We start from the raw sequence: 26,799 nt of genomic DNA, 5'->3' as shown, positions 1-26,799 counted from the left end.
TACCTCTTCACCCCTCCACCGGCACGGCGCGCGCGAAGCCGCCGTCCACCATCAGATTCGCCACGGTCTCCAACTCCGGCGGGCCGCCGACCAGCCGGTCGAGGAAGGCGTCGAAGTCCTCCCCGCAGAACAGCAGCAGCCGCTCCACCCGGTCCGCGACCGACCAGCCCGAATCGCCCTGGTCGCGGGCGTCGTCGTACGGGCAGAACCACACGCTGCCGCGCCTGCGGCCCTTCGTCTTCAGCGCCAGCACCCCGCCCTGGAGGAAGGCGATCCCCAGGTAGTCCTTCGTCAGATGGTCGCGCAGGCACTTGTTGACGTAGACCACGTCGTTGACCGCCGCCTCGTCGCGCACGGTGAAGAACGGCTGGTCCACCAGCAGCCCCAGCTCCGGGTCGAGCGCCGCGCCGACCGGCGCGCAGCCGCCCGCCGCCTTGAGGAAGTCGCGGTACGCGCCCGGCAGCCCGTAGCCGAGATCCTCCTCGACGCCCATCACCTGGTCCTCGGTGACCGCAGCGCCGTCACGCGGAAGGGTGAAATGCACCGGCCGCGTCTCCTGCAACGGGCGCGTGCCGCGCTTGTCCTGGTCGACGGCCGCCGTCGCCAGCCCGCCGTGGTGCCGCAGCAGCGCCTTCACGTCGGCCGGCACCAGCTCCATGCGACGGGTGCCCGCCACGTGGTGCCAGGTCCAGCCGTGCGGCGTCGCCACGGACGGCAGCGTCGACCACAGCTCGTGGCCCTGCGCGTGCAGCGCCGCGTTCGCCGACACGTAGTCCGTCAGCCGCAGCTCGTCGATGCCGAAGCCCTCGGGGGGCTCGGCGATGTCCGCCGCCGCGCGCGCGTACGGGGAGAAGTCCGGGTAACCGTCGGCGTCCACACGCACGCCGCGGGGGTGTCTGGCGGCCCGGACCGGGTCCGGGAAGTTCACGACCTGCCCGGCGTATGCCGCGTTCGGCGGTGCGACGGTCGTTCCTCGCCGACCTGACGTCATCGCGTGTGCCCCCTGCCGTTGGTCTCCGTCAAAACACAGCCTATGGGGTGCCGCGGCCGGCGGTCTTGCCCTGGTCAGAGAGCGCCCCGGCAAGCGGCGTGATCTGCTCCGCAATGACGGACTTGCCCAGCACGGGACCGGACCACGGGGTGTGCACACGCCGGTACGGAAGGCACCTCGGGTGTCGTGTCGTACGTATGTGGCAAGCTGGACGGCGCGAGACAGCGGAGTTTCACGGGGGAGGCTCTTACCGCTATGCACGCACGCTCAGACACAGTCGATCCGCTCACCGGCGGCGATCCATACGGCGGTATGGGACGCACGTTCGGCGGGACGGACACTCCGTACGGATACATGGAAACGGACATGGGGACGGGGACGGGCCCGGCGGCCGACCCCCGCACAGACTGGCGCGACACGGCGCCCGGCGACGGCCTGCCGCGCCTCACCAGCCGGCGGGACGGCGTCCTGCCGGCCGTCGGCGCCGCGCTCTCCGTCCGCGGCCAGACCCTCACCTGCACGGCGGGCCGCGCCGACCAGGGCCCCCTGCTCCACCCACTGGTGCAGGACTTCCTCGACACGCTCACCAGCGGCCGCCGCGAGCGGTTCACCGGGCGCTGCCCGGAAGCCGTGCTGCTCTCGCGGCACCTGACCGCCGTCGAGGCCGGCCGCAGCAAGCGCGCCGCGCGCAAGCCGCTGTCGGCGGGAGAGGCGCGGCGGGCGCTGAAGCAGGCGAAGATCACCGCCCGGCACATCCGCGAGGACGGCGACCCGCTGCACGGGCGGTACGCACCGCCGTGCCGCTCCTGCACCGCGCTCCTGACCCATTTCGGCGTGCGCACCGTGGGCGACGCGCACGCCGAGGACTGAGCCGTGGTCCCCACGGACCCGCGCGACCTGGCCGCGCACCACATCACGCGCTTCCCGGTCGAGGTCGACAGCGCGCTGCGCGCGGCCGGCTGGGAGCCGGGCCGGTGGGACATAAGGCAGGCGGAGACCTGGGCCGACGCGCTCCGGGCCCATGTGTCGCCCGGCGGCCACGTGCACGCGGTGTTCCCGGCGGCGGTCGAGGCGTGGGCGGAGTTCGGCGGCCTGCGGGTCGTCGGCGAGGGCCCCGGGCGCCAGTTGGGCCCGGCGGACCTGCATGTGGACCCGATGCACGGGCTGCATCTCACGCGCACCCTCGCGGACCTGGGCCGCGCGCTCCGGACGGAGCTGTGCCCGCTGGGCGCGGAGCTGGCCCCGGACGGGAGCACGGCGCAGGCGGTGCTGGCGGTCGACGCCGACGGCAGGGGGTACGCGCTGGATCACGCCGGGGACTGGTTCCTGGGCAGGACCGTGGACGAGGCGCTGGTGACGCTGGTGACCGGACTCGAACCGCAGCGCCTGACGCCGGGGCCGGAGTAGGGACGGGCGTCCGTACGGGCGCTGCTTCCACGGGATGCGCTGACCGGCGCGTCGGCCGGCGCCCCGGGTGCTACGTCCCGCTGGGCAGCACGGCCGAGACGCGGAAGCCGCCCGCGTCCGTCGCACCCGAGACGAAGCCGCCGCCCAGCCCCGTCACGCGCTCGCGCATGCCCACCAGGCCGTTGCCGCCGCTGGGCAGCCCGGCGCTCTGCGAGGCGGCGTCGGACGGGCCGTTGACCACGAGCACGGCCACCTCGGCGACGCGGTGCGCGAGCAGCACCCGGGTCTTGGCGCCGGGCGCGTGCTTGTGGACGTTCGTCAGCGCTTCCTGCACGACCCGGTAGACGGTCTGCTCCACCTCGGCGGCGTACGGGCCGGGGTCGCCCTCCACCGCGAAGTCCACGGCCATCCCGGCGGCGCGGGACTCGCCGATGAGCGACTCCAGGTCGTCCAGGGACGGCCCGGGACCACCGGCGTCGGCGGCGTCCCGCGGGCGCTGCCCGCCACGGGCACCCGCGGCGGCCGGGCCGCCCCGCGAGGGCCGGCCGGCGTCGGTGGCGACGGCGGCGGGGGCGCCGCCGGCGGCGGAGGAGGCGGCCTCGGGACCACCCCGGGCACCCCCGGCGCTGGTACCGGCACCGGCCACCGCAACCCCGGCGCCCGCGACCCCGGCGGCCGTACCGCCGGCCGCGGCCGCGCCGGACGCCGCACCACCCGGTGCCGCAGCGCCGACGACGGCGTCGCCACCGCCCGGCGCCCCACCCCCCGGCGACGACACCGACCCCGCCGGCATCCGCAGCACGCCCAGCATCTCCCGCAGCTCCGTCAGCGCCTGCCGCCCCATGTCCCCGACCAGCGCCGCGTTCCGCGCCGCCTTCTCCGGATCGTTGAGCACCACCCGCTCCAGCGCCGCCGCGTGCACCACCATCAGGCTCACCCGGTGCGCCACCACGTCGTGCATGTCCCGCGCGATCCGCGTGCGCTCCTCGCGCCGCGCCCACACCGCGCGTTCCTCCGCCCGCTCCGCGAGCAGCGACAGCTCCCGCTCCAGCCCGTCGGCCCGCTCCCGCAGGCTCTCCACGAGCCGGCGCCGCGCGCCCACGTACAGCCCGAACAGCAGCGGCGGCAGCGTCACGCCGACCGACATCAGCAGGGCGACGAGCGCGGCCAGCACGAAGGGGGAGCCGCGGTCGTGCTCCTCGAAGGTCTGGTACATCTGCACGAACGTGACAATGATCACGGCGGAGACGGACATCCCGGCCAGGGCCCCGGTGATGCGCCGGGGGATGTCGGAGGCGGCGAGGGTGTAGAGGCCGACGATGGTCAGCAGGAAGCCCATCTCCGCGGGCGTGACGGCCATGCCGACCAAGACCGGGACGATCGGCCACCGCCGTCGCAGCACCAGCGTGCTGCCCGCGACGAGCCCCAGCACGATCCCGAACCCCAGGGGCAGCCCGGCGTCCTGCGCGAACGGCACGCCCTGCGCCACACACTCCGCGGCCGACGCCACCGCCAGCACCACGTCCAGCACCATCGACCGGCGCCGCGCCCACCACCAGACCGGCCTCCGCCCCCCGGAGACCTCGCTCACGGCTTCCCCCGACGCGGTCATACCAACCAGCGTAAGGGCCGATCGCACAGTGCCAGGCTTCGGGTGCAACAGCACGCAACGGATTCGAACGCACACGAAACCACCAGGTAAGCCCCGAACTGGTGAATCGACCGCATATTCGTATCCGCTGCCCGGGCCCCGGGCGAGGCTGGTCGCCATGACCCACGCAGCACAACGCCGCCGGGGCGACGGCACCGGCGGCCTGCTCACCGGCACGGCGACCTTCGAGGAACTACGCGACCGGGCGGCCGCCCTGCGCAGGGAGGGCCTGAGCCGCAGGCAGATCCGCGACCACCTGAAAGTCGGCAACAACGACCTGCTCAACCGCCTCCTGGAGGGCGAACCGCCGCCGGAGTGGACGAGACGCCCGCGAGCGAAGGACGACCTGCGGGCGAGGGCCCGCGAGTTGCGCAAGCAGGGAAAGACCTACGACCAGATCCAACTGGAACTGGGCTGCTCGAAGAGTTCGATCTCCCTGTGGGTACGCGACCTGCCCAAGCCACCGCCCAGGACCCCGGAAGAAGCCTCGGCGATCGCGAAACGGGGCTGGGAAGCGACGCTGCGAAAACGGGACAAGGAAAGACAGCAGACCAAGGAGGCGGCGACCCGCGAGATCGGGCAGCTCAGCGACAGAGAACTGTTCCTGGTCGGCGTGGGCCTCTACTGGTCCGAGGGAGCCAAGGCCAAAGCTCCCGGCCGGCAGGAAAGGGTGATCTTCGTCAACAGCGACCCCGGAATGATCACCGTCTTCCTGGCCTGGCTCCGCCTGCTGGAAGTCGATCCGGAGCGCGTGCGGTTCAGCGTGCAGATCCACGAGACGGCGGACGCCGCCGCGGCCGAGGAGTTCTGGGCCGCGCACGTGGGCGTGGACCGCAGCCTTCTGCTCAAAACCTCGCTCAAGACGCACAACCCCCGGACCAACCGCACGAACACCGGCGAGGGCTACAACGGATGCCTTCGTGTAACGGTCCGGGACGGCGCTGAACTGTACCGTCGCATCGAGGGGTGGTGGTACGGCATAGTGGTGGCCGCACATCACCCCGATCACTGAATCGGACATAGGTGACGAACCATCCCGGGTCGTCTAATGGCAGGACAAATGGTTTTGGTCCATTGAATGAGGGTTCGACTCCTTCCCCGGGAGCCTCGGCACAGATGGCCCACGGGCCCCGGCAACCGCCGGGGCCCGTTTGCGTTACCGACGCGTATGGCGTCGGTATCCTGCCCGTACCCCCGATTCCGCCTGCGTAAGGACCTCACGTGACCGCGAACCGCCCCGCAGCCGTCGTCGTACTCGCCGCGGGCGAAGGCACCCGTATGAAGTCCGCGACCCCCAAGGTCCTGCACCGCATCTGTGGTCGCTCGCTCGTCGGGCACGTCGTCGCCGCCGCCGGAGAGCTGGACCCCGAGCATCTGGTCGTCGTCGTCGGGCACGGCCGGGAGGCCGTCAGCGCGCATCTCGGGGAGGTCGCGCCGCAGGCGCGGGCCGTGGTGCAGCGGGAGCAGAACGGGACCGGGCACGCCGTGCGGATCGCGCTGGAGGAACTGGCCGGGAGCGGGGTGGCGCTGGACGGGACCGTCGTGGTGGTGTGCGGCGATACGCCCCTGCTGGCCCGCGAGACGCTGGACCGGCTCGCCTCGGCGCACGACGCCGACGGGAACGCCGTGACCGTGCTGACCGCCGAGGTGCCGGACGCCACCGGGTACGGGCGGATCGTGCGGGAGGACGCGACCGGGGCCGTGACCGGGATCGTGGAGCACAAGGACGCCTCCGCCGCGCAGCGGGAGATCCGGGAGATCAACTCCGGGGTGTTCGCGTTCGACGCGAAGCTGCTGGCGTCCGCGCTGACGCAGGTGCGGCGCGACAACAGCCAGGGCGAGGAGTATCTGACCGACGTGCTGGGGATCCTGCGGTCCGCGGGGCACCGGGTGGGTGCGTCGCTCGCCGCCGACCACCGCGAGATCCTCGGCATCAACAACCGTGTGCAGTTGGCGGAGGCGCGCCGGCTGCTGAACGACAGCCTGCTGCGGGACGCGATGCTGGCCGGGGTGACGGTGGTGGATCCGGCGTCGACGTGGTTCGACGTGGCGGTGACGTACGAGCCGGACGCGGTGGTGCACCCGCAGACGCAGCTCCTGGGCTCGACGCACCTGGGTGCGGGCGCCGAGGTGGGGCCGGGGTCGACGCTGACGGACACGGCGGTCGGCGCGGGCGCGCGGGTGCTCAACACCGTTGCGGACGGGGCGGAGATCGGACCGGGGGCGAGCGTGGGGCCGTACACGTATCTGCGGGCGGGGACGCGGCTGGGCGAGGGGGCCAAGGCCGGGACGTACGTGGAGATGAAGAACGCGGAGGTGGGCGCGGGGACGAAGGTGCCGCATCTCTCGTACGTGGGGGACGCGACGATCGGCGAGTACACGAACATCGGTGCCGCGAGCGTGTTCGTCAATTACGACGGCGTGGCCAAGCACCACACGACGATCGGGAGTCACTGCCGTACGGGCGCGGACAACATGCTTGTTGCGCCCGTCACCATCGGGGACGGCGCGTACACCGCCGCCGGCTCGGTGATCACGAAGGACGTGCCGCCGGGTTCGCTGGCCGTGGCGCGCGGTCAGCAGCGCAACATCGAGGGCTGGGTGGCCCGTAAGCGCCCCGGGAGCGCGGCGGCGCAGGCGGCCGAGGAGGCCCGCCGGGAGGGTGTGGCGGAGGGCGAGGGTGCCGGTCAGGCGGGGTGAGGGCGTGGGAAGCCGGGGCGTTCTGGGCGTACGGTGAGTAGGACACCCGACCGGCCGCCCGCCCGGCCGCCTGCCCGACACCGAGGAGAACGTGCTGTGACCGGGATCAAGACGACCGGCCAGAAGAAGCTGATGCTTTTCACCGGCCGTGGCTACCCCGAGCTTGCCGAGGAGGTCGCGCACCAGCTCGGTGTGGGCCTCGTACCGACGAAGGCGTTCGACTTCGCCAACGGTGAGATCTACGTCCGTTTCCAGGAGTCGGCACGGGGGGCCGACTGTTTTGTGATGCAGAGTCACACGACGCCCATCAATCAGTGGATCATGGAACAGATGATCATGGTGGACGCGCTGAAACGTGCCTCCGCGCGCAGCGTCACCGCGATCGTCCCCTTCTACGGCTACGCCCGCCAGGACAAGAAGCACCGCGGCCGGGAGCCGATCTCGGCGCGGCTGATCGCCGACCTGCTGAAGACGGCGGGTGCGGACCGGATCCTGACGGTGGATCTGCACACGGACCAGATCCAGGGCTTCTTCGACGGCCCGGTGGACCACCTGTTCGCGCTGCCGGTGCTGGCGGACTACGTGGCGTCGAAGACGGACCGGTCGAAGCTGACCGTGGTCTCGCCGGACGCGGGGCGCGTGCGGGTGGCGGACCGCTGGGGCGACCGGCTGGGGGCGCCGCTGGCGATCGTGCACAAGCGCCGGGACCCGGACGTGGCGAACCGGGTGACGGTGCACGAGGTCGTGGGCCACGTGGCCGGCCGGGTGTGCGTGCTGGTCGACGACATGGTGGACACCGGGGGCACGATCTGCGCGGCGGCGGACGCGCTGTTCGCGAACGGTGCGGAGGACGTGATCGTGGCGGCGACGCACGGCGTGCTGTCGGGTCCTGCGGGTGACCGGCTGAAGGGGTCGAAGGTCAGCGAGTTCATCTTCACGAACACGCTGCCGACCGCGAGCGAGTTGGACCTGGACAAGATCACGGTGCTGTCGATGGCGCCGGTGATCGCGCGGGCGGTGCGCGAGGTGTTCGAGGACGGGTCTGTGACCAGCCTCTTCGACGAGCTCGCGTAGCCGTACGGCAGAAGATCGACTTGGGGCGGCCGCTCGCCGCCGGGTAGACTCCCGGAGTTGCTCGGCGAGGGAGGCCGCCCCGGTCCGTCCGGTTCCGGTTCGGTGCTCCGTTATCGACGCGCTCTTCGTAGCAGGCCGATTGCGGCCGGGTGACCGTCCCGTCAGCTTCACCTACTGCGAGGAGTGCGGCCATGGCCGAGTACAAGATCACCGCGGAGCCGCGGACCGAGACCGGCAAGGGCGCCGCCCGCCGGCTGCGCCGCGAGGACAAGGTTCCCGGCGTCATCTACGGCCACGGCGCCGACCCGCGGCACGTGTCCCTGCCGAGCTACGACCTGCTGATGGCGCTCAAGACCTCGAACGTGCTGATCAGCCTCGACCTCGAAGGCAAGTCCGAGCTGGTCATCCCGAAGGACGTGCAGCGTGACGCGCTGCGCACCGGGGTGCTCAAGCACGTGGACCTGCTGGTCGTGAAGCGCGGCGAGAAGGTCACGGTCGAGGTGCCGATCCAGGTCGAGGGCGACCTGGCGCCGGGCCAGAACCTGCTGGAGCACACGCTGCACGCGCTGCCGGTCGAGGCCGAGGCGACGAACATCCCGGAGTCCGTGACGGTCAGCGTCGAGGGCCTGGAGGCAGGTGCCACGGTGGCGGCGAAGGACGTCAAGCTGCCGGCCGGGGTGACGCTCGCGGTCGACGGCGAGGACCCGGTGCTGCACGTCGTTTCGCCGCAGGCGGAGGAGCCGTCGGCCGCGGAGGGCGAGGCGGCCGAGGGCGAGGCCGTGGCCGCCGAGGGCAAGTCGGAGGAGTGAGCACGGCGGGGGCGGGCCGTACGGGCCCGCCCCCCGTCTCCGTACGCGCACGCACACGCACCCCGGGAGGGCCGGCAGATGTCGGACGCAGCGCAGCCGTGGCTCGTCGTGGGCCTGGGCAATCCGGGCCCGGGGTACGCGGGCAACCGGCACAACGTCGGGTTCATGGTCGCCGACCTGCTGGCGGAGCGCGTCGGCGGCCGGTTCAAGGCGCACAAGTCGCGGGCGCAGGTCGTGGAGGCTCGCCTCGGCCCGCCGGGTCCTGCGGGCCGGCGGATCGTGCTGGCCAAGCCGATGTCGTACATGAACCTGTCCGGCGGCCCGGTCTCGGCGCTCGCCGGCTTCTACAAGGTCCCGCTGGAGCGGATGGTCGTCGTGCACGACGAGCTGGACCTGGACTACGGCACGCTGCGGCTGAAGCTCGGCGGCGGCGACAACGGCCACAACGGGCTGAAGTCGCTGTCGAAGTCGCTGGGCCGGGAGTATCTGCGGGTGCGGTTCGGCGTGGGCCGGCCGCCGGGGCGGATGGAGGTGGCGGACTACGTGCTGAAGGACTTCTCCGCCGCCGAGCGCAAGGACCTCGACTACTTCGTGGACCGCACGGCGGACGCCGTGGAGGCACTGGTCACGGAGGGCCTGGAGCGCGCCCAGAACACGTACAACGGCTGATCCCGCAGTCTGTCACAGGACTGTGACAAAGGGCTTTCCGCGCACATCTCGCGAAACGGGATGAGCGGTGCACAGCGCGCTTGACCAGCAGTGCGTCGGAGGCGGAAGCTGAGCCGCCCCCCAACTTCCCTCTCACACCTTTCACTCACGAAGTCGGGTATCCCATGCGAACCATTGCTTCGGTCGGCGCGGTCGCCGCTGCCGCTGCCGCCTCGCTGCTGTTCGCCGCCGCACCGGCGCCGGCGGCCAGTGGCGACAACGGAACCGTGAAGATCCACGACGCCGCCACCGGCGAGGAACTTCGCAAGAACGAGCCGAAGGTCTGCGAGTTCTATCTCGACGCCTTCGGCTTCGATGCCGGGCAGCAGGTCACGTGGAAGATCGTCGGCTGGAAGCCGACCGGGGACAACAAGACCGTCGCGGACGAGGGCGCGATCGTCCTCGACGGCGAGGGGCACGGCCGGACCGAGGACATGACCCTCCCGGACGGCCACTACAAGCTGTTCTGGAACTGGAAGGGCGAGAACGGGGCCGCGAAGCACAAGGTCTTCTGGACGGCGTGCGAGGACTCCGAGTCGCCGGACCCGTCGGACACCCCGTCCGGCACCCCGTCGGACGACTCCTCCGAGCAGGCGGAGCAGCCGGGCAAGCCCGGCAAGCCCGGCAAGGGCGACGAGCAGGGTGAGGACGGCGGGCAGAGCGACGACGCGACGCCCAGTGCGTCCGGCGCGCCGGGCGCGCAGGGCGGGGGCGACGACGAGTCGGGCGGTCTGGCCGCCACCGGCGCATCGGTGACGGGCATCTCGATCGCCTCGGCGATCCTCCTGGGCGCGGGCGGGTACCTGGTGCTCCGCCGCCGGGGCATGGGCCGCCAGCACTGAGCACGTCCCGCCGGAAGACCGCACGCGGCTCTCACCCCAGGGGGGTGGGGGCCGCGTGCGGTTGCGGGCGCCGCGCCCCGGTGAGCACGGGTACGTCCGCCCCGCGGCGCGCCGCCTCGGGTACGCACCGCGCGCCGGACGGACCGCGGGTCAGCCGGTGTTGCGCAGGCCCGCCGCCACGCCGTTGACCGTCAGCAGCAGCGCCCGGCCCAGCAGCGGGTCCGGGGCCTGGCCGCGTTCGGCCGCCTCGCGCTGCCGGCCGAGCAGCGTGACCTGGAGGTACGAGATCGGGTCGAGGTAGGCGTCGCGGATGCGGAACGTCTGCTGGAGCACCGGGTTGGCCTCCAGCAGCTCCGACTCGCCGGTGATACGCAGCACTTCGCTGACCGTCAGCTCGTGCTCGGCCTCGATGACGGCGTAGATGTGCTTCAGCTCGTCGGGCACGAGGGTATCGACGTAGTGCTGCGCGATCCGCAGGTCGGTCTTGGCGAGCGTCATCTCGACGTTGGCGAGGAAGTTGCGGAAGAAGTGCCAGTGTTCGTACGCCTCTTCCACCACCGCGTCGAGCCCCGCCTCGCGGGCCGCGCGCAGCCCCGAGCCGACCCCGAACCAGCCGGGGACGATCTGCCGGGACTGCGTCCAGCCGAACACCCAGGGGATGGCCCGCAGCCCGTCGAGGCCCGCGCCGGTGTCGGGGCGGCGGGAGGGCCGGGAGCCGAGGTGCAGCTCGGCGAGCTGGTCGACGGGCGTGGAGGCGAAGAAGTACGCGGGCAGGTCGGGGTCGTCCACGAGCCGCCGGTACGCGGCGTGGGCGGCGTCGGAGACGACGTCCATCGCGGCGTCCCAGCGGGTCAGCGCCTCCACCGACTGCCGCGGCGCGGTGTGCAGGGCGGACGCCTGGAGGGTGGCGGCGACGGTCAGTTCGAGGTTCTCCCGGGCCAGGGACGGCACGAGGTACTTGTCGGAGATGACCTCGCCCTGCTCGGTGACCTTGATCTCGCCTTCGAGGGTGCCCCACGGCTGGGCGAGGATCGCGTCGTGGGTGGGGCCGCCGCCGCGGCCGACGGTGCCGCCGCGGCCGTGGAAGAGGCGCAGCCGTACGCCGTGCCGGTGGGCGACGTCGCGCAGCCGGCGCTGGGCGCGGTGGATCTCCCACTGGGAGGTGGTGATGCCGCCGAACTTGGAGGAGTCGGAGTACCCGAGCATGACCTCCTGGACGTCGCCCCGCAGCGAGACCAGGCGCCGGTAGGAGGGGTCGGAGAGCATCGCGTCGAGGAGGTCGTCGGCGATCTTCAGCTCGTCGGTGGTCTCCAGCAGCGGCACGATGCCGATCTTCGCCCAGCCGGCGTGCAGGTCGAGGAGCCCGGCCTCGCGGGCGAGGACGGCGGCGGCGAACACGTCGTCGGCGCCCTGGCACATGGAGATGATGTACGACTCGATGACCTCGGGCCCGAAGGCGTCGATGGCCTTCCTGACGGTCCCGAAGACGCCGAGGGTCTTGGTGCCGGCCTCGTCGAGCGGCGCGGGGGTGGGCGCCAGTGGGCGGCGCGAGCGCAGCTCCCTGGCGAGCAGGCCGCGGCGGTAGTCGCGCGGCATGTCCAGGTAGCGCCAGGACTCCTCGCCGAGCCGGTCGAAGAGCTGGCCGAGGGCGTGGTGGTGGGCGTCGGCGTGCTCGCGTACGTCCATGGTGGCGAGCTGGAGGCCGAAGGCGGCGATGGTGCGGATGGTGCGCTCCAGCCGGCCGTCGGCGACGAGCGAGCCGCGGTGCGCGCGCAGCGAGGTCTGGACGAGGGCGAGTTCGTCGATGAGCTGCGCGGTGCCGAGGTAGTCGCGGCCGGGCACGTGGGCGCTGCCCTCGGCGAGCCGGCGGCGGGTGTTGAGGAGCTTCTGCCGGATGCAGGTGGCCTTGAGGCGGTAGGGCTCCTCGGCGTTGAGCCGCTTGTAGCGGGGGCTGATCTCGGGGAGCACTTCAAGGTCGCGCTGGACGGATTCGAGGAGTTCCTCGGTGGCACCGCCGTTGCGGATGGAGTTGGACAGCGCGGAGCGCAGCTCGTCCACGTGGCCGATGGCCTCGGTGATGCCGTGCTCGTGCTGGAGGAGGAGCACGTCCCAGGTGACCTGGGGGGTCACGTTGGGGTTGCCGTCGCGGTCGCCGCCGATCCAGGTGCCGAAGGTCAGCGGGCGGGTGCCGGGCGGCAGCACGGCGGACTGGTCGGCGCCGACGCGCTCCAGTTCCGCGGCGAGGTCTTCGAGCACGTCGCCGACGGCGCCGCGGTTCAGCTCGTCCAGGTAGTAGATGGCGTTGCGGGCCTCGTCGGCGGGCTCGGGCCGGACGACGCGCAGTTCGTCGGTCTGCCAGATGAGGTCGATGTCCTCGGCGAGGCGGCGGTCGCAGCGGCGGCGGTCGGCGGCGGACGCGCCCTCGTCGGCTTCGAGGAGGCGGGCCACGTCGCGCAGCTTGGTGAGGACGGAGCGGCGCGCGGCCTCGGTGGGGTGGGCGGTGAAGACGGGGCGGACGCCGAGGCTGGCGATGGTCTCGCGCAGGTGCGCGGGGTCGGCGTCCTTGAGCATGTCGGCGGTACGGGCCAGGCTGCCGCCCTCCGCGGCGCGGCGGGCGCGGAACTCGCGGCCGCGGTGCACCTGCTCGGTGACGTTGGCGAGGTGGAAGTAGGTGGAGAAGGCGCGCACGAGCCGGGCGGCGGTCTCCAGGTCCACGGCGCGCAGCAGCTCCGCGGCGGCGTCGCCGTCGGTGCGAGTCAGGGCGCGTACGCGCTCGACGAGGTCCAGCAGTTCCGGCCCGTCCTGGCGGACAAGGGTCTCGCCGAGCAGGTCGCCGAGGCGCCGGATGTCGGCGCGCAGCTCGGCGTTGCCGGCGGCCGCGGCGCCCGGGTCGGGGCCTGCGGCTCCGGCGGGGCGGTGCGCGTGGGTGTCGGCACTGGTCACTGGTGCGGCTCCTTGGCGTGCGGCGCTGGTGGTTCCGCCCGTGCGCGGCGGCGCGCGGCGGGCCGGGGTGCGGACCGCGCTGTCCGACGCCCCCAGACTAGTCGTCCCTGCTCGCTGCCCGGGTGGGCGAAGCCCGCGGGGTTGCGGCATGGGAACCGGCGTCTGCGGGCACTCAAGAGGTGTTCCTTCCACACGGGCGCGCATGTACGCCCGTTGGGACCGTGCCTCTTTCAGCCCGGAACTGAGGCATGCCATACTTACGCCAACGTAGGTTACGGGACCGTAGCCTCGCTGGTCCATGTTCCCCCAGCCTCCGAGGATGCCCATGCCGTCCACGTCCGAAGTGATCGACGAGCAGCCCCGCTCGGCCACGGTCACCGCTGAGTCCGCGACGCTCGGCGGTGAGAACAAGAGATCGATCGAGCAGATCACGCTGCTCGCCTTCATCGTGCTGCCGTTCGTCGCGCTGGTCGCGGCGATCCCGCTGGCCTGGGGCTGGGGGGTGAGCTGGCTCGACCTCGGACTGATGACGTTCATGTACTTCCTCGGCCTGCACGGGGTGACGGTCGGGTTCCACCGGTACTTCACGCACGGCTCGTTCAAGGCGAAGAAGCCGCTGCGGGTGGCGCTGGCGATCGCCGGGTCGATGGCGGTGGAGGGCCCGGTCGTGCGCTGGGTCGCGGACCACCGCAGGCACCACAAGTTCTCCGACGCCGAGGGCGACCCGCACTCCCCCTGGCGCTTCGGCGAGACGGTGCCGGCGCTGATGAAGGGCCTGTGGTGGGCCCACATCGGCTGGCTCTTCGACGAGGAGCAGACGCCGCAGAACAAGTACGCGCCGGACCTCATCAAGGACTCGGCGGTCCGCCGGGTTTCGCGTCAGTTCGTGCTGTGGACGGCGGTCTCGCTGCTCTTCCCACCGCTGGTCGGCGGCCTGGTCACCTGGTCGTGGCAGGGCGCACTGTCGGCGTTCTTCTGGGCCTCGCTGGTCCGGGTCGCGCTGCTGCACCACGTCACGTGGTCGATCAACTCGATCTGCCACGCGGTCGGCAAGCGCCCCTTCAAGTCCCGGGACCGCTCGGGCAACGTGTGGTGGCTGGCGATCCTGTCCGGCGGCGAGTCGTGGCACAACCTGCACCACGCGGACCCGACCTCCGCCCGGCACGGCGTGATGAAGGGCCAGATCGACTCCAGCGCCCGGATCATCCGCTGGTTCGAGAAGCTCGGCTGGGCGTACGACGTCCGCTGGCCGAGCGAGTCCCGTATCGACTCGAAGCGCAATAGGGACGGCGACGCCGGCAAGGGCTCGCGCAAGGGTGCGGCCGCCGCGTCGGCCCGCCGTGAGGAGCCCGCCGCTGACGCGGCATGATGGAGCCGTGGCTACCGGCGGTAAGAGCAGCACGGGCAACAGCGGCGACGGCGGCGAGGGGAAGCCGCCGCGCCGTACCCGGCGGCGGATGACGGGCAAGGAACGCCGCGAGCAGCTCGTCGACGTGGGGCGCACGCTGTTCGCGGCGCGCGGCTTCGAGGCGACGTCGGTGGAGGAGATCGCCTCGAAGGCGGGCGTGTCCAAGCCGGTCGTGTACGAGCACTTCGGGGGCAAGGAGGGGCTGTACGCGGTCGTCGTCGACCGGGAGATGCGGCAGCTCCTCGACATGGTGGCGGGCGCGCTGACCGCGGGGCATCCGCGGGAGCTGCTGGAGCAGGCCGCGTTCGCGCTGCTGGACTACATCGACGAGTACACCGACGGCTTCCGCATCATGGTCCGGGACTCCCCGGTGGCGCAGTCGCACGGCTCGTTCGCCTCGCTGATCAGCGACATCGCCACCCAGGTGGAGGACATCCTGGGGCTGGAGTTCAAGTCCCGCGGCTTCGATCCGAAGCTGGCGCCGCTGTACGCGCAGGCCCTGGTGGGGATGGTGGCGCTGACCGGGCAGTGGTGGCTGGACGTGCGCAAGCCCAAGAAGGCGGAGGTCGCGGCGCATCTCGTGAACCTCGCCTGGCACGGCCTGGGCGATCTGGAGGCGAAGCCGCGGCTGATAGGCCACCGCCGCGCATAGCACGCGGCGCGCGGCGGCCTGCGGCGCGTGTCCGTGGTCCGGGCGCCGTCCGCTGCCGGTCCGGGCGGCCGGAACGCCGCCGGTCCCGGGGGTACAGGGGGCGGAACCGCCGGCATCCTGACCGGTATCCGGCCCCGGCGGAGCCCCTACGCGGCCTGGAACTCCAGCCGGTTGCCGAACGGGTCGGCGGTGTGGAAGCGCCGTACGCCCGGAATCTCGCCGTCGGCCCAGGTCACGTCGTGGCCGCGGGCGGCCAGCCGGCGGGCCAGCGCGTCGAGGTCGGTGACGACGAGCGCGGGGTGCGCCTTGCGGGCGGGGCGGAAGTCCTGCTCGACGCCGAGGTGGAGCATCACGGGCCCCGACGTGAACCAGCAGCCGCCGCGGGCGGCGAGCGCCGCCGGCTTGGGCACCTCGGTCATGCCGAGGACGTCGCCGTAGAAGATGCGGAGGATTTCCTCGCTGCCGGCCGGGACGGCGAGCTGGACGTGGTCGAGTCCGGTGATCACGGCATGACTCCCAGCGCGAAGATGCGGCGGAACGGGAACGGGGTGCCGTGCGGGCCCGGCGGGTAGGCGGTGCGCAGCAGGGCCGCGTAGGCGGTGACGAAGGCGTCGGCGTCGTCGCCGAGGGCGTCGAGGACGGGGCGCAGCCCGGTGCCCTTCACCCAGTCCAGCACGGGGTCGTTTCCGTGCAGGAGGTGGGTGTACGTGGTCTCCCAGGCGTCGCCGGCGCAGCCGAGGTCGCAGAGCAGCTCCAGGTACGCGACGGGCTGCAGCACCGGCTGGTCGCGCAGCACGCCGTGCAGCCGCTCGCGCCAGCGCGGGTCGCGGGTGAGCTGCCGCATCAGCGCGTGGCTGGGGGCGTCGTAGTTGCCGGGGACCTGGAGGGCGAACGTGCCGCCGGGGGCGAGCCCGGCGAGCCAGCGGGGGAAGTGCTCCCAGTGCTCGGGCACCCACTGCAGCACCGCGTTGCCGAGGATCAGGTCGTACGCACCGGGCTCCGGCGTCCAGTCGGCGAGGTCGGCGTGGGCGAAGTCGATCCGGCCGCCGCCGGGGGTGGGGCCGGCCTGGGCGGCGGCGGTGCGGAGCATGTCGGCGGAGCTGTCGTACCCCGTGATGTGGGCGGCGGGCCAGCGGGCGGCCAGCAGCGCGGTGCCGTTGCCCGTGCCGCAGCCGATGTCGGCGATCCGCGCCGGGCGTCCCGGCAGCTCGCCGACGCGGGCGACGAGGTCGGCGAGGGGGCGGGTGCGGGGCCCCTCGTGGCGCAGGTACTGCTGCGGGTCCCAGGAGGGTGAGGTCATGCCTCCAGCGTTCCGCCGATGTATCTCGATGTCAAGAGACTTCACGTCGACAGACCGACTACACTGATCGCATGCGGGACGAGGTGGACCGGCTGGTCGCGGCGTGGCGCAGGGAGCGCCCCGACCTCGACGTGGAGCCGCTGGAGGTGCTGAGCCGGGTGAGCCGGCTGGCCCGCCACCTGGACCGCGCGCGGCGGCTGGCCTTTGCGGAACACGGCCTGGAGGGCTGGGAGTTCGACGTGCTGACCGCGCTGCGGCGGGCCGGCGAGCCGTACCAGCTCTCCCCCGGGCAACTCCTCACCCAGACCCTGGTCACCTCCGGGACGATGACGAACCGCATCGACCGGCTGGCGAAGAAGGACCTCGTCGAGCGGCTGCCGGACCCCACCGACCGGCGCGGCGTGCTCGTACGGCTCACCGCGGAGGGCCGGGAACGCGCGGACGCGGCGCTGGCGGCGCTGCTGAAGCAGGAGCGGGCGATCCTCGCGGAGCTGCCGCCGGAGCGGCGCAGGGAGCTGGCGGACCTGCTACGGCAACTGACGGCCCCGTTCGACAACGTTCCGTGACGGCCCTGACCGCCCCTTCCGCCGTACGGATGCCCCCGCCGCCGGGACGACCGCGCTAGCCGCCCACTCTGGCCGGTTCGCCCAGGTCCACCGGGCCCACGCCCGCGCGGCGGGCCAGGGCCACCGCGGCCAGCGTCGAGTGCACGCCCAGCTTGCCCAGGACGTTCTGCATGTGCGTACGGACCGTGTGCGGTGACAGGTACAGCCGCTCGGCGACCGCCTTGCGGCCCAGGCCCGCGACCATGCAGCGCAGTACCTCGTGCTCCCGCGGGGTCAGCGACTCGACCAACTGCTCGCTCTCCGTACGGTGCTCCCTGGCCGCCGTCAGCTCCCGCAGCACGCCCGTGAGCAGCGCGGGCGGCAGATGCGTTTCTCCCCGCAGCACGCCCCTGATCACCGCCAGCAGCCGGGACAGCGAGCTGTCCTTGGCGACCCAGCCGAACGCCCCCGCCTGCAGCGCCGCCGCCGCCCGCGCCGGGTCGTCGCGGGCCGCGAGCACCACCGTGCGCGTCTGCGGGTGCGCCGAGCGGACACGTGCGGTGAGCGATATCCCGCCGGGGCCGCCCGCCGCCGAGCCGTTCCCCGCGACCGCCTGCGCGGGCACCGGGGCGCCCGCGGGCGTATCGCGGTCGAGGTCGGCGTCGACCAGGAACACGTCGAACCTGCGGCCCTCCGCCGCCGCCCGCTCCAGCGAGCGCAGCGCGGCCTGGCCGCTGCCGGCCGGCAGCACGTCGACGTCCGGCTCCGCTGCCAGCGCGGCGGCCAGCGACTCGGCGAACACGCGGTGGGCATCGGCCACCAGGACCCGGATCCGAACCACGGACACCCCCATGTCGCGGACTACCAGAACTCGCGGAATGCGGAATACGGCGCTCGGAGCGTGAAGCGCCTGCCTGAGCTGCGGCCGCCGCCGCGTCCCATAGCTACCCCACCCCGTGCGCCGTACCCACGGTCTCGCCCCCTGAACGGCACCGGCCCCCACCGGTGCTGCCCCACAGCGTAGGGCGCGGGCCCCACAAGGGAAGCCCAACGGCCGACTTTCCGTGGCGAGTTCGCCACGCGGAGTAGAAACCGGCCGGATACGGCCCCGTTGTGGATGGATTCCGGAGTTCCGGCGGGCCCGGGAGCGGTAAGGCTGTACCTTGCCGGGGCAGTAGACCCCCGGGGGGAGGGCGAGATGGCCGTTCGGCTGATCGTGGTCGACGAGCACCGCCTGCTCGCCGAGGCTCTCGCGTCCGCGCTGAAGCTGCGCGGGCACCGGGTGCTGGCCGCGGCCGCGCCCACGGCGGGCGCCGCGGAGCTGGTGGTGAGCAGAGGACCTGAGGTGTGCCTGCTGGGCACGGCGACCCCGGCCGCACCCGGGGCGTTCGACCCTGTGCTGCGCATCAAGCGGGAGCGCCCGCAGATAGCGGTGGTGGTGCTCGGCCCGGTGCCGAATCCGCGCGGCATAGCGGCGGCGTTCGCCGCGGGTGCCTCCGGGTACGTGCGGCACGACGAGCGCATCGAGGGTGTGGAACGTGCGCTGGTCAAGGCGCGTGCGGGGGAGGCGGCGGTGGCTCCTCAGTTGCTGCAGAGCGCGTTCACGGAGCTGCTGAACCCGGCGGCGGAGCCGGACGACGAGGGCGCCCGGCTGCTTCAGTTGCTGACCCCGCGCGAGGTCGAGGTGCTGGTGCGGGTGGCGGAGGGCGAGGACACGCGGCTGATCGCCCAGGGGATGCGCATAGCCGCGAGCACGGCCCGTACGCACGTGCAGCGCGTGCTGATGAAGCTCGGGGTGGGTTCACGGCTTGAAGCGGCGGCGCTGGCGGCCCGTACGGGGCTGCTGGACCGCGCCGCCGCCCGGCCCGCGGTGGACGGCGAGGCCGGGGCGTAGCGGCTTTTCCGGGGCCGAAGACGCGGCGGCTTTCGGACATTCGCGTACGGGCGGGCCCGGCAGGTGTACGGGGATCGGTCGGCGTACGGATCAGCGGGTGTCCGGGCGGTCCTGGCCGTCGTCCCCGTTGACGGCCTCCGCCAGCTCCTCCCCCGACGGCGGCCGCACCGGCCGCAGAAGCTGCCAGCCGAGGAAGAACAGCCCGAGCGCCAGCATCCCCAGCCCGGTCCACAGGTTGATGCGCACGTCCTCCGCCTTGGCGATCTCCGCATCGGAGTCGAAGGCGCCGGTGATCACGAGGATCAGCCCGTACACGACGAAGAGGCCGCCGATCAGCCGCCGTACGTCGAACAGCCTGCTGGCCGTCGCCGACTTGCGCTCCAGCTCCTCGATCTGCTGTGCCAGTTCGCCGGTGTCCGGGATGCGGCCGGGACCGTCCGGGCCGTCCGGGCGCTCGTTGCTGTCGCTCATGGTGCGCTCCTAGAAGGAGAAGGGGATGTAGCACAGGGCGGCCAGGACGAGCGCGCCCCAGCCGAGCAGCGCCGGCTTGCGGTACCAGGCGTCGTCCCCGGCGGCGGCGGGCTCGGACATGCCCGGGGAACGGGTCCCGTAGACGAGGCCCGCGAGCTGCTCGGGGGCTTGGGCCGGGTGAACGGCGTGACGACGAGCATCGCGGCCGCGCCGGCGACGAAGCCCACGATCGCGGAGACGAAGTTGGCGCCCTGGTCGCTGGGGATGCTGATGACGCCCTGCTTGTAGATCCAGAAGTAGTTGAGCACCGCGGCGACCGTGCCGACGAGCAGCCCCCAGAAGCCGGCCTTGGCGGAGGTGCGCTTCCAGAACATGCCGATGATGAAGACCACGAACATCGGCACGTTGAAGAAGGAGAACAGCGTCTGCAGGTAGGCCATGATGTTGCTGAACCTGGACGCGATGAACGCCGTGCCGACGCTCGCCGCGACCCCGATCACGGTGATGATCCGGCCGAAGCGCAGGTAGTACGCGTCCGGCTGACCGCGCCTGACGTACGGCTCCCAGATGTCGGTGGTGAACACCGTGTTGAACGACGAGACGTTGGCCGCCATGCCCGCCATGAACGCCGCCAGCAGTCCCGTGATGGCCACGCCCAGCACGCCGTTGGGCAGCAGTTGCTGCATGAGGTACGGGATCGAGTCGTTGTACGTCAGGTTCGAGCCGGACGTGCCGATCTTGGGGACCAGAGCCGCGGCGGCCAGGCCCGGGATCATCACCAGGAAGACGATGAAGATCTTCGGGTACGCGCCGATGAGCGGCGTGCGCTGGGCGGCCGAGAGGTTCTTGGCGGACAGCGCGCGCTGCACCTCGGCGAAGTTCGTCGTCCAGTAGCCGAAGCTGAGGAGGAAGCCCAGTCCGAGGACGATCGTCAGCCAGTTGGCGCCCAGCGGGTTGGAGTGGCCGATGGCGGTGCCACCCCAGGCGGTGGTGAAGTCGCTGCCGCGGGAGGCGGTCAGGGTGTCCTTGAGGCCGTCCCAGCCGCCGACGCGCTTGAGGGCGAGGAGCGTCAGCGGCAGCAGCGCGGCGATGATGACGAAGAACTGCAGCACCTCGTTGTAGACCGCGGACGACAGCCCGCCGAGGGTGATGTACGCGAGCACGACGGCGGCGGAGACGACGATGGCGACCCACTCCGGCCAGCCGAGCAGCGCCTCGACGACGATGGACATGGCGTAGAGGTTGACCCCGGCGATGAGCACGGCGGCGACGGAGAAGAGCACCGAGCTGAGCAGGTGCGCGCCGCGGTCGTAGCGGTGCAGCAGGAACTCCGGCACGGAGCGGACCTTCGAGCCGTAGTAGAAGGGCATCATCACCAGGCCGAGGAAGACCATCGCCGGGATGGCGCCGATCCAGTAGAAGTGCGTGGTGTAGGCGCCGTACTGGGCGCTGTTGGCGGCCATGCCGAGGATCTCGGTGGCGCCGAGGTTGGCGGAGATGAACGCCAGGCCGGTGATCCAGGCGGGCATGGAGCGGCCGGAGAGGAAGAAGTCGAGGCTGGTCTTGACGCTTCGCCGGGCCAGGAAGCCGATGCCGAGGACGACGGCGAAGTAGATGGCCATGATCACGTAGTCGAGGGCGTTGGTGTCGAGGCGCAGCTCTGTCGCTAGTGGGTGCATGCTTCAGGTCCGCTTCCGTGCGTGGTGCGTTCAGAAGACGAAGCCAGACGGGTGGCGTTGGATTCCGAAAGCTTCTGTTGGGACTGTTTGCTTGTCTGTTGGATCTTGCCCCAGAATGTCGGATAAGGGGTAAATTAGGGTGAGCGACGCTCCGGCGTTGACTCGCCTGTTGGCTTGTGGTTCATTGTGTTCGATTGTGTTGGGGAACCGGACCATGACGGCCGGCGGGCAGGGCAGGCCAGGGCCGAGGAAGAGGCTCCAGTGAAGAAGACGCACACGCGGCTCGCGGACGGGCGCGAGCTGATCTACTTCGACGCGCGTGACGACGCCGTCCGGGACGCGGCCGACCGCCGCCCCCTGGAGCCGACGCGCACCGCGTCGGAGGCGCGCTTCGACCCGCTGCGCGGGGAGTGGGTGGTCATCGCCTCACACCGCCAGGGCCGTACGTACCGGCCGCCCGCCGACGAGTGCCCGCTGTGCCCCTCCCGCGACGGGCGGCTGAGCGAGATCCCCGCCGACGACTACGAGGTCGCCGTCTTCGAGAACCGCTTCCCCTCGCTGACCGGCGACCCCGGCCCCGGGACCGGCGAACCGCCGTTCGTCGGCGCGCCGGGCGCGGGGCGCTGCGAAGTGGTCTGCTTCACCTCCGACCACGACGCCTCGTTCGCCGGTCTCACCCCCGGGCAGGCCGCGCTGGTGCTGGACGCGTGGACCGACCGCTCCGTGGAGCTGGCGGAACTCCCCGGCGTCGAGCAGGTCTTCTGCTTCGAGAACCGCGGCGAGGAGATCGGCGTCACCCTCGGCCACCCGCACGGGCAGATCTACGCGTACCCGTATGTCACGCCGCGCACCGCGCAGATGATGCGGTGCGCCGACCTGCACCGGGCGAGGACGGGCGAGAACCTCTTCGACACCGTCGTCGCAGCCGAGACGGCGGCGGGGACGCGGGTGGTGCTGGAGGGGGCGCACTGGGTGGCGTTCGTGCCGTACGCGGCGCACTGGCCGTACGAGGTCCACCTCTACCCGCGGCAGCGGGTACCCGACCTGCCGGCGCTGGGCGACGCGGCGCGCGCGGAGTTCCCGGAGGTCTACCTCGAACTCCTGCGCAGATTCGACCGGATCTTCGGCCCGGGCGAGCCCCCGACGCCGTACATCTCGGCCTGGCATCAGGCACCGGTGCGGGCGCCGGGCCGCGATGACTACGCTCTGCACCTTGAGCTGTTCACGATCCGCCGAAGCCCGGGCAAACTGAAGTACCTTGCAGGCTCGGAGTCCGCGATGGACGCCTTTGTCACCGATGTGCCGCCCGAACGAGCGGCGGAGCGACTGCGAGAGGTAGCGAGCGCGTGAAGTCTGCCGACGGCGACCGGAGGTGCGGCGGCCAGGTCCGGGGCACCGTCCCCTGCCGGAACTCCGCGGCCGCATCGCCCGGACCCGGCACCCCGTCCCGCTACGGGCTGCGGTGCGCGGTCTCCGCGCTCACGTACCTTGCAGGCTCGGAGTCCGCGATGGACGCCTTTGTCACCGATGTGCCGCCCGAACGGGCGGCGGAGCGACTGCGAGAGGTAGCTGGCAAGTGAGTCATGACGTGGCCGGGGGTGCCGGAGGTGCCGGGGGCGGCGGGCGGAAGTATCTGGTGACCGGTGGGGCGGGGTACGTGGGGAGCGTCGTCGCGGCGCACCTGCTCGCCGCCGGGCACGCGGTGACCGTGGTCGACGACCTGTCGACCGGGTTCCGCGAGGGGGTGCCGGAGGGCGCCGAGTTCGTCGAGGACCGGATCCAGCACGCCGCGAAGTGGCTGGACTCCTCGTACGACGGCGTGCTGCACTTCGCCGCCTTCTCGCAGGTCGGTGAGTCCGTCACGCACCCCGAGAAGTACTGGCGCAACAACGTCGGCGGCACCCTGGAGCTGCTCGCCGCGATGCGCGACGCGGGCGTGCGGCGGCTGGTGTTCTCCTCCACCGCCGCCACCTACGGCGAGCCGGAGTCCGTGCCGATCACCGAGGACGCCGTCACCGCGCCGACGAACCCGTACGGGGCCTCCAAGCTCGCCGTCGACCAGATGATCGGCGCGGAGTGCCACGCCCACGGGCTGGCCGCCGCGTCGCTGCGCTACTTCAACGTCGCCGGCGCCTATCTGCCCGCGCAGGGCGGCGGCCCGTACGGCGAGCGGCACGACCCCGAGTCGCACCTGATCCCGCTGGTGCTCCAAGTCGCCCTGGGGCGGCGCGAATCGATCTCCGTCTTCGGCGACGACTACCCCACCCCCGACGGCACCTGCATCCGCGACTACATCCACGTCGCGGACCTCGCCGAGGCGCATCTGCTCGCGCTCGACGCGGTACGCCCCGGGGAGCACCGCATCTGCAACCTCGGCAACGGTGCGGGGTTCTCCGTGCGCGAGGTCATCGAGACGGTCCGCCAGGTGACGGGGCACCCCGTGCCCGAGGTGGTCGCGCCGCGGCGGGCCGGGGACCCGGCGGTGCTGGTGGCCTCGGCGCAGGCGGCGAAGGAGCAGTTGGGCTGGCGGCCGTCGCGTACGGAGCTGGCGGGGATCGTGTCGGATGCCTGGGACTTCGCACGGCGGGGTTCGGGCGCGGGGGAAGGCGGAGGGGACGCATGACGGCCGGGGAGACGACGGCGGCGGGCCGGGACGCGGCGAGCCGCGGCACCGCGGAGACGGACGCGGCGGGACCGGGCGCGACGGAGGCGGCCGCGGCGGAGACGACGGCCGCGGCGTTCGCGGAGATGTACGGGGAGCCGCCCGCCGGGGTGTGGGCCGCGCCCGGGCGCGTCAACCTCATCGGCGAACACACCGACTACAACGACGGCTTCGTCATGCCGCTCGCCCTCCCGCACACCACCCTCGCCGCCGCCCGCCGCCGCGACGACGGCGTGCTGCGGCTGCACTCGGGCGACGGCGAATCGCGCCTGACCGAGCTGGCCGTCGACCGCATCGATCCCCTGACCGTCGGCGGCGACCGCGGCGGCTGGGCCGCCTACCCGGCGGGCGTGGTGTGGGCGCTGCGCCGCACCGTCGACGCCTTCGCGGACTTCGCCGGCGCCGACATCCACTACGAGAGCACGGTCCCCACGGGCGCCGGGCTCTCCTCGTCGGCGGCCCTTGAGGTCTCCACCGCGCTGGCGCTCAGCGACCTGTACGGCCTGGGCCTCGACCCCGTAGGGCTGGCGAAGGTCGGCCAGCACGCCGAGAACGACTTCGTCGGCGTACCCAGCGGGATCATGGACCAGATGGCCTCCGCCTGCTGCACCGCGGGCAACGTGCTCTATCTCGACACCCGCGACCTCACGCAGCGCGCCGTGCCCTTCGACCTCGCCGCCGAGGGGCTCACCCTGCTCGTCGTCGACACGCAGGTCAAACACGCCCTGGGCGACGGCGAGTACGCCGAGCGGCGGGCCGGCTGCGAGGCGGCGGCGCGGACGCTGGGCGTACCGGCGCTGCGCGACGTGCCGTACGCGGAGCTGGACGCCGCGCTGGCCCGGCTGACGGACCCGGCGGTGCGCCCGCTCGTCCGGCACGTCGTCACCGAGGACCGCCGCGTCGAGGAGTGCATCGCGCTGCTCGACGCCGGCCGCACCCGCGACATCGGCCCCGTGCTGCTCGCCGGACACGCCTCGCTGCGCGACGACTTCCGCGTCTCCTGCCGCGAACTCGACGTGGTCGTCGAGTCGTCGGTCGCCGCGGGCGCGCTCGGCGCGCGCATGACCGGGGGCGGCTTCGGCGGCTCGGCGATCGTGCTGGCCGGGACGGACGCGGCCGACACGGTCGGCAAGGCCGTCGAATCGGCCTTCGCCGCCGCGGACTTCGGCCCGCCGCGGATCTTCGCCGCAGTCCCCGGCGCGGGCGCCCGCCGCCTGGTCTGAGGCCGCTCAGGCGCCCCCGCCCGGGGGGCGCCCGGCAGCCGGCCGTCACTTCTCCTTGCTGCCGAACGCGAGGGCGAAGTACTCGACGTCGTCGCGGTCGCTGATGATGTCCTGCGCCAGGTAGAACCGGCCGTGCTCGAATATGTACGGCACGCTGTCGCTGTAGGTCAGCGTCGACTCGGCCTCTGCCGTGTCGTTCGGCAGCTCCAGCCAGGTCTCCTCCTTGGCGGAGCCCGGATCTATCGCGACGATCTCGCCGCCGGAGTCGTACGTCCCCTTCCGGTACGCGATGATCTTGCCGCCGTCCATCCGCAGCGGCACCATGGTCCGCTTCTCACCGGCGTCGTACTTCTTCGTCGGCTTGCCCGTGTCGAGGTCGAAGGCGACGATCTCGTTCGTGTCGCCGTAGTCGCTCTTGCCCTGGTGCTCGCGCGACGGCAGGTACATCGTGTCGCCGTCCACCGCCACCGTCGTACACGACTCCGCGCCGTCGGAGTAGTCGCAACCCGGCTTGTAGCGCGGCCCGGCCGTCTCCGTGCCCAGGGAGATCTTCGAGCGCAGCTCGCCCTCGTCGAGGGCGAAGATGTCGGTCTCGGTGGTCTTGCCCGCGCCGATCGTGATCACCGGCGGCTCGACGCTGAGCACCTGGACGCTCTGCACCCCGTCCGGCACGTCGTACGACCAGTAGATGCCGCCGGTCGCCGGGTCGACCTTCTGGACCTTCATGTCCTCGTTGAGCGAGCCGCAGAAGACCAGGCCGAGCAGGTTCGTCCCGTCGCTGGCGTAGTCGTGGTCCTTGCACTCGGTGGTGGGCTTGGTCTGCCACACCGGGTCGCCCCCGGCGAGGGGGAACGCTGCGGAGCCGGAGAGGCCGGAGGCGATGACCGTGCCGTCGGCGATGGTCACGTACTCGAACTTCAGGCTCTCGTCGGCGGTCGCCACGTGCTGCTTCCACAGCTCCTCGCCGGTGTTGACGTCGAAGACCACGACCTCGGAGCACGGCGCGTAGGTGTCGTCCGGGTCGGAGACCTTGCCGTCCTGCACCAGCATGGCGGCCTTGCCGTCGTCTGTGACCGCCCGCGAGGCGCCGCAGACCAGGCCGGCGGTCGGCAGCTCCCAGACTTCCTTGCCGGTCGCGGTGTCGTACCCCTTCACGGCGTTCAGCTCGCCCTTGGCGTAGATCTTCTCGGTCGCCCACTGGCCCTCGGCGGGCCACGTCGCGCCCTCCTCGGCCTGCGGGTACGGGACGCCGAACAGCAACTCGCCGTCGGCGCCGGCCGGCTTGCTGTCGCTGACGGTCTTCTTGGCACCGCCGCCGCCACCGCCCCCGCCGCCGCCGGCCTGCGTGTCGGCGTCGTCGCGGGTGAGGAAGAAGCCCGTACCACTGGCGACCACCAGGATCGCCACCACCGCCGCGATGATCGCCCACACGGGGACGAGCTTCTGCGCCTCCGGCTTGGCCGGCATGCCCGGGACCTGCGCCTGCGGATAGCCGCCCGAGTGCTGCGGAGCGGGCTGGGCGAAGCTGTAGTGCGGCTGTTCCCGGGACTGCTGCGGGGTCTGCTGCCCGTACGGCTGCGGGGCCGGGGCCGGAGGCTGGGCCGGGGCCTGCGGCGGCTGCGCCGGCGGGTAGCCGTACTGCGGCTGCTGCGCGGGCTGTTGCGGCTCCTGCGGCGCGCCGAAGCCGCCGCCTGGCGCGGGCGGCGGCGGAGTCTGCGGATATCCGTAACCGGGCTGCTGCGGATCCTCGGCCGGCGGCGGCCCGAAGCCACCGGACGGCGGCCGGCCAGGCGGCGGTGGCGGCTGCGACATTTCCCTGTCCCCCCGGATGGATGTGCGT

At 72.4% G+C, this 26,799-nt stretch carries 23 protein-coding genes, 1 tRNA gene and 1 pseudogene; 16 read left to right on the top strand and 9 right to left on the bottom strand.

All coding sequences use genetic code 11. The features are described 5' to 3' along the window. Positions 1-7: 7 nt before the first annotated feature. Complete coding sequence (locus CXR04_RS22735; RefSeq protein WP_101424153.1) at positions 8-991, bottom strand: SMI1/KNR4 family protein; 984 nt, start codon at positions 989-991, stop codon at positions 8-10. A gap of 366 nt (positions 992-1,357) precedes the next feature. On the opposite strand from CXR04_RS22735, the gene CXR04_RS22730 reads away from it, so the two are divergent. After that, on the top strand, positions 1,358-1,861 hold the full coding sequence (locus tag CXR04_RS22730) for a YwqJ-related putative deaminase (RefSeq protein ID WP_101424152.1): 504 nt from the start codon (positions 1,358-1,360) through the stop codon (positions 1,859-1,861). Positions 1,862-1,864: 3 nt separating this feature from the next. Further along, positions 1,865-2,398, top strand: coding sequence for an SUKH-3 domain-containing protein (locus tag CXR04_RS22725; protein WP_101424151.1), 534 nt, complete (start codon positions 1,865-1,867; stop codon positions 2,396-2,398). Positions 2,399-2,468: 70 nt separating this feature from the next. On the opposite strand, the gene CXR04_RS22720 is transcribed toward CXR04_RS22725, so the two are convergent. After that, positions 2,469-4,010, bottom strand: a complete 1,542-nt coding sequence (locus tag CXR04_RS22720; RefSeq protein WP_101424150.1) for a sensor histidine kinase — start codon at positions 4,008-4,010, stop codon at positions 2,469-2,471. A gap of 157 nt (positions 4,011-4,167) precedes the next feature. On the opposite strand from CXR04_RS22720, the gene CXR04_RS22715 reads away from it, so the two are divergent. The 7 genes from CXR04_RS22715 to CXR04_RS22685 all read left to right on the top strand — a co-directional run bounded on the left by CXR04_RS22715 (position 4,168) and on the right by CXR04_RS22685 (position 10,182). Next, a complete protein-coding gene (locus CXR04_RS22715) occupies positions 4,168-5,061 on the top strand; it encodes a hypothetical protein (protein WP_101424149.1) in 894 nt (297 codons plus the stop codon). Positions 5,062-5,083: 22 nt separating this feature from the next. Next, positions 5,084-5,154: transfer RNA gene (locus CXR04_RS22710), tRNA-Gln, on the top strand. Between the two features lie 116 nt (positions 5,155-5,270). Then, positions 5,271-6,749 (top strand): bifunctional UDP-N-acetylglucosamine diphosphorylase/glucosamine-1-phosphate N-acetyltransferase GlmU, encoded by a 1,479-nt coding sequence (glmU, locus tag CXR04_RS22705; protein ID WP_101424148.1) that lies wholly within the window; start codon positions 5,271-5,273, stop codon positions 6,747-6,749. Positions 6,750-6,845: 96 nt separating this feature from the next. Continuing rightward, positions 6,846-7,823 carry a ribose-phosphate diphosphokinase gene (locus tag CXR04_RS22700; RefSeq protein WP_101424147.1) on the top strand — a complete coding sequence of 326 codons (978 nt, stop codon included), beginning with the start codon at positions 6,846-6,848 and terminating at the stop codon, positions 7,821-7,823. A gap of 191 nt (positions 7,824-8,014) precedes the next feature. Continuing rightward, entirely contained in the window at positions 8,015-8,632 is a 618-nt protein-coding gene (locus CXR04_RS22695; protein ID WP_101424146.1) for a 50S ribosomal protein L25/general stress protein Ctc, read from the top strand. 78 nt (positions 8,633-8,710) lie between these two features. Beyond that, on the top strand, positions 8,711-9,301 hold the full coding sequence (gene pth, locus CXR04_RS22690; RefSeq protein WP_101424145.1) for an aminoacyl-tRNA hydrolase: 591 nt from the start codon (positions 8,711-8,713) through the stop codon (positions 9,299-9,301). A 164-nt stretch (positions 9,302-9,465) separates the two neighbouring features. Further along, a complete protein-coding gene (locus tag CXR04_RS22685) occupies positions 9,466-10,182 on the top strand; it encodes a hypothetical protein (protein WP_101424144.1) in 717 nt (238 codons plus the stop codon). A gap of 150 nt (positions 10,183-10,332) precedes the next feature. Here the strand turns inward: CXR04_RS22685 and ppc are convergent, their stop codons facing one another. After that, a complete protein-coding gene (ppc, locus tag CXR04_RS22680) occupies positions 10,333-13,125 on the bottom strand; it encodes a phosphoenolpyruvate carboxylase (RefSeq protein WP_101424143.1) in 2,793 nt (930 codons plus the stop codon). A gap of 325 nt (positions 13,126-13,450) precedes the next feature. Between ppc and CXR04_RS22675 the strand changes: the two genes are divergently transcribed. After that, positions 13,451-14,494, top strand: coding sequence for an acyl-CoA desaturase (locus CXR04_RS22675; RefSeq protein WP_101424142.1), 1,044 nt, complete (start codon positions 13,451-13,453; stop codon positions 14,492-14,494). Between the two features lie 88 nt (positions 14,495-14,582). Further along, on the top strand, positions 14,583-15,185 hold the full coding sequence (locus CXR04_RS22670) for a TetR/AcrR family transcriptional regulator (RefSeq protein ID WP_234380808.1): 603 nt from the start codon (positions 14,583-14,585) through the stop codon (positions 15,183-15,185). A gap of 146 nt (positions 15,186-15,331) precedes the next feature. Here the strand turns inward: CXR04_RS22670 and CXR04_RS22665 are convergent, their stop codons facing one another. Next, positions 15,332-15,691: a VOC family protein gene (locus tag CXR04_RS22665; RefSeq protein ID WP_101424140.1), complete on the bottom strand. Its 360-nt coding sequence runs from the start codon at positions 15,689-15,691 to the stop codon at positions 15,332-15,334. Continuing rightward, positions 15,688-16,485 carry a trans-aconitate 2-methyltransferase gene (locus CXR04_RS22660; protein WP_101424139.1) on the bottom strand — a complete coding sequence of 266 codons (798 nt, stop codon included), beginning with the start codon at positions 16,483-16,485 and terminating at the stop codon, positions 15,688-15,690. The genes CXR04_RS22665 and CXR04_RS22660 overlap by 4 nt, the downstream gene beginning before the upstream one ends. A 71-nt stretch (positions 16,486-16,556) precedes the next feature. Here CXR04_RS22660 and CXR04_RS22655 point away from each other — a divergent pair, with 71 nt between their 5' ends. Continuing rightward, on the top strand, positions 16,557-17,051 hold the full coding sequence (locus CXR04_RS22655; RefSeq protein ID WP_101424138.1) for a MarR family winged helix-turn-helix transcriptional regulator: 495 nt from the start codon (positions 16,557-16,559) through the stop codon (positions 17,049-17,051). A 55-nt stretch (positions 17,052-17,106) separates the two neighbouring features. Here CXR04_RS22655 and CXR04_RS22650 read toward each other — a convergent pair whose 3' ends face one another. Next, a complete protein-coding gene (locus CXR04_RS22650) occupies positions 17,107-17,871 on the bottom strand; it encodes a response regulator transcription factor (RefSeq protein WP_234380420.1) in 765 nt (254 codons plus the stop codon). A gap of 357 nt (positions 17,872-18,228) precedes the next feature. Here CXR04_RS22650 and CXR04_RS22645 point away from each other — a divergent pair, with 357 nt between their 5' ends. Then, positions 18,229-18,924 (top strand): response regulator transcription factor, encoded by a 696-nt coding sequence (locus tag CXR04_RS22645; RefSeq protein WP_101424136.1) that lies wholly within the window; start codon positions 18,229-18,231, stop codon positions 18,922-18,924. Between the two features lie 90 nt (positions 18,925-19,014). Here the strand turns inward: CXR04_RS22645 and CXR04_RS22640 are convergent, their stop codons facing one another. Beyond that, entirely contained in the window at positions 19,015-19,395 is a 381-nt protein-coding gene (locus tag CXR04_RS22640) for a hypothetical protein (RefSeq protein ID WP_101424135.1), read from the bottom strand. Between the two features lie 9 nt (positions 19,396-19,404). Further along, positions 19,405-21,074, bottom strand: a pseudogene (locus CXR04_RS22635) (sodium:solute symporter family protein). A gap of 261 nt (positions 21,075-21,335) precedes the next feature. On the opposite strand from CXR04_RS22635, the gene galT reads away from it, so the two are divergent. From galT to galK, 3 genes are all read left to right on the top strand, one after another. Beyond that, complete coding sequence (gene galT, locus CXR04_RS22630; RefSeq protein ID WP_101424134.1) at positions 21,336-22,424, top strand: galactose-1-phosphate uridylyltransferase; 1,089 nt, start codon at positions 21,336-21,338, stop codon at positions 22,422-22,424. 226 nt (positions 22,425-22,650) lie between these two features. Beyond that, complete coding sequence (galE, locus tag CXR04_RS22620) at positions 22,651-23,697, top strand: UDP-glucose 4-epimerase GalE (RefSeq protein WP_234380419.1); 1,047 nt, start codon at positions 22,651-22,653, stop codon at positions 23,695-23,697. After that, the gene (galK, locus tag CXR04_RS22615) at positions 23,694-24,959 is read left to right on the top strand and encodes a galactokinase (RefSeq protein ID WP_267898205.1); all 1,266 of its coding nucleotides are present in this window, start codon (positions 23,694-23,696) and stop codon (positions 24,957-24,959) included. The genes galE and galK overlap by 4 nt, the downstream gene beginning before the upstream one ends. Before the next feature lie 45 nt (positions 24,960-25,004). Here galK and CXR04_RS22610 read toward each other — a convergent pair whose 3' ends face one another. Next, on the bottom strand, positions 25,005-26,771 hold the full coding sequence (locus CXR04_RS22610) for an outer membrane protein assembly factor BamB family protein (RefSeq protein WP_101424131.1): 1,767 nt from the start codon (positions 26,769-26,771) through the stop codon (positions 25,005-25,007). Between the last annotated feature and the right edge of the window lie 28 nt (positions 26,772-26,799).

This window comes from Streptomyces sp. CMB-StM0423, assembly GCF_002847285.1.
GTDB lineage: Bacteria > Actinomycetota > Actinomycetes > Streptomycetales > Streptomycetaceae > Streptomyces.
This window is presented reverse-complemented; position numbering and strand designations above follow the sequence as displayed.

Excerpts from the sequence above, each read along its gene's own strand:
- CXR04_RS22735 (WP_101424153.1), bottom strand. The coding sequence starts at position 991 with ATGACGTCAGGTCGGCGAGGAACGACCGTCGCACCGCCGAACGCGGCA.
- CXR04_RS22730 (WP_101424152.1), top strand. The coding sequence starts at position 1,358 with ATGGGGACGGGGACGGGCCCGGCGGCCGACCCCCGCACAGACTGGCGC.
- CXR04_RS22720 (WP_101424150.1), bottom strand. The coding sequence starts at position 4,010 with ATGACCGCGTCGGGGGAAGCCGTGAGCGAGGTCTCCGGGGGGCGGAGG.
- CXR04_RS22715 (WP_101424149.1), top strand. The coding sequence starts at position 4,168 with ATGACCCACGCAGCACAACGCCGCCGGGGCGACGGCACCGGCGGCCTG.
- CXR04_RS22695 (WP_101424146.1), top strand. The coding sequence starts at position 8,015 with ATGGCCGAGTACAAGATCACCGCGGAGCCGCGGACCGAGACCGGCAAG.
- pth (WP_101424145.1), top strand. The coding sequence starts at position 8,711 with ATGTCGGACGCAGCGCAGCCGTGGCTCGTCGTGGGCCTGGGCAATCCG.
- CXR04_RS22685 (WP_101424144.1), top strand. The coding sequence starts at position 9,466 with ATGCGAACCATTGCTTCGGTCGGCGCGGTCGCCGCTGCCGCTGCCGCC.
- CXR04_RS22675 (WP_101424142.1), top strand. The coding sequence starts at position 13,451 with ATGCCGTCCACGTCCGAAGTGATCGACGAGCAGCCCCGCTCGGCCACG.
- CXR04_RS22670 (WP_234380808.1), top strand. The coding sequence starts at position 14,583 with ATGACGGGCAAGGAACGCCGCGAGCAGCTCGTCGACGTGGGGCGCACG.
- CXR04_RS22660 (WP_101424139.1), bottom strand. The coding sequence starts at position 16,485 with ATGACCTCACCCTCCTGGGACCCGCAGCAGTACCTGCGCCACGAGGGG.
- CXR04_RS22655 (WP_101424138.1), top strand. The coding sequence starts at position 16,557 with ATGCGGGACGAGGTGGACCGGCTGGTCGCGGCGTGGCGCAGGGAGCGC.
- CXR04_RS22645 (WP_101424136.1), top strand. The coding sequence starts at position 18,229 with ATGGCCGTTCGGCTGATCGTGGTCGACGAGCACCGCCTGCTCGCCGAG.
- CXR04_RS22640 (WP_101424135.1), bottom strand. The coding sequence starts at position 19,395 with ATGAGCGACAGCAACGAGCGCCCGGACGGCCCGGACGGTCCCGGCCGC.
- galK (WP_267898205.1), top strand. The coding sequence starts at position 23,694 with ATGACGGCCGGGGAGACGACGGCGGCGGGCCGGGACGCGGCGAGCCGC.
- CXR04_RS22610 (WP_101424131.1), bottom strand. The coding sequence starts at position 26,771 with ATGTCGCAGCCGCCACCGCCGCCTGGCCGGCCGCCGTCCGGTGGCTTC.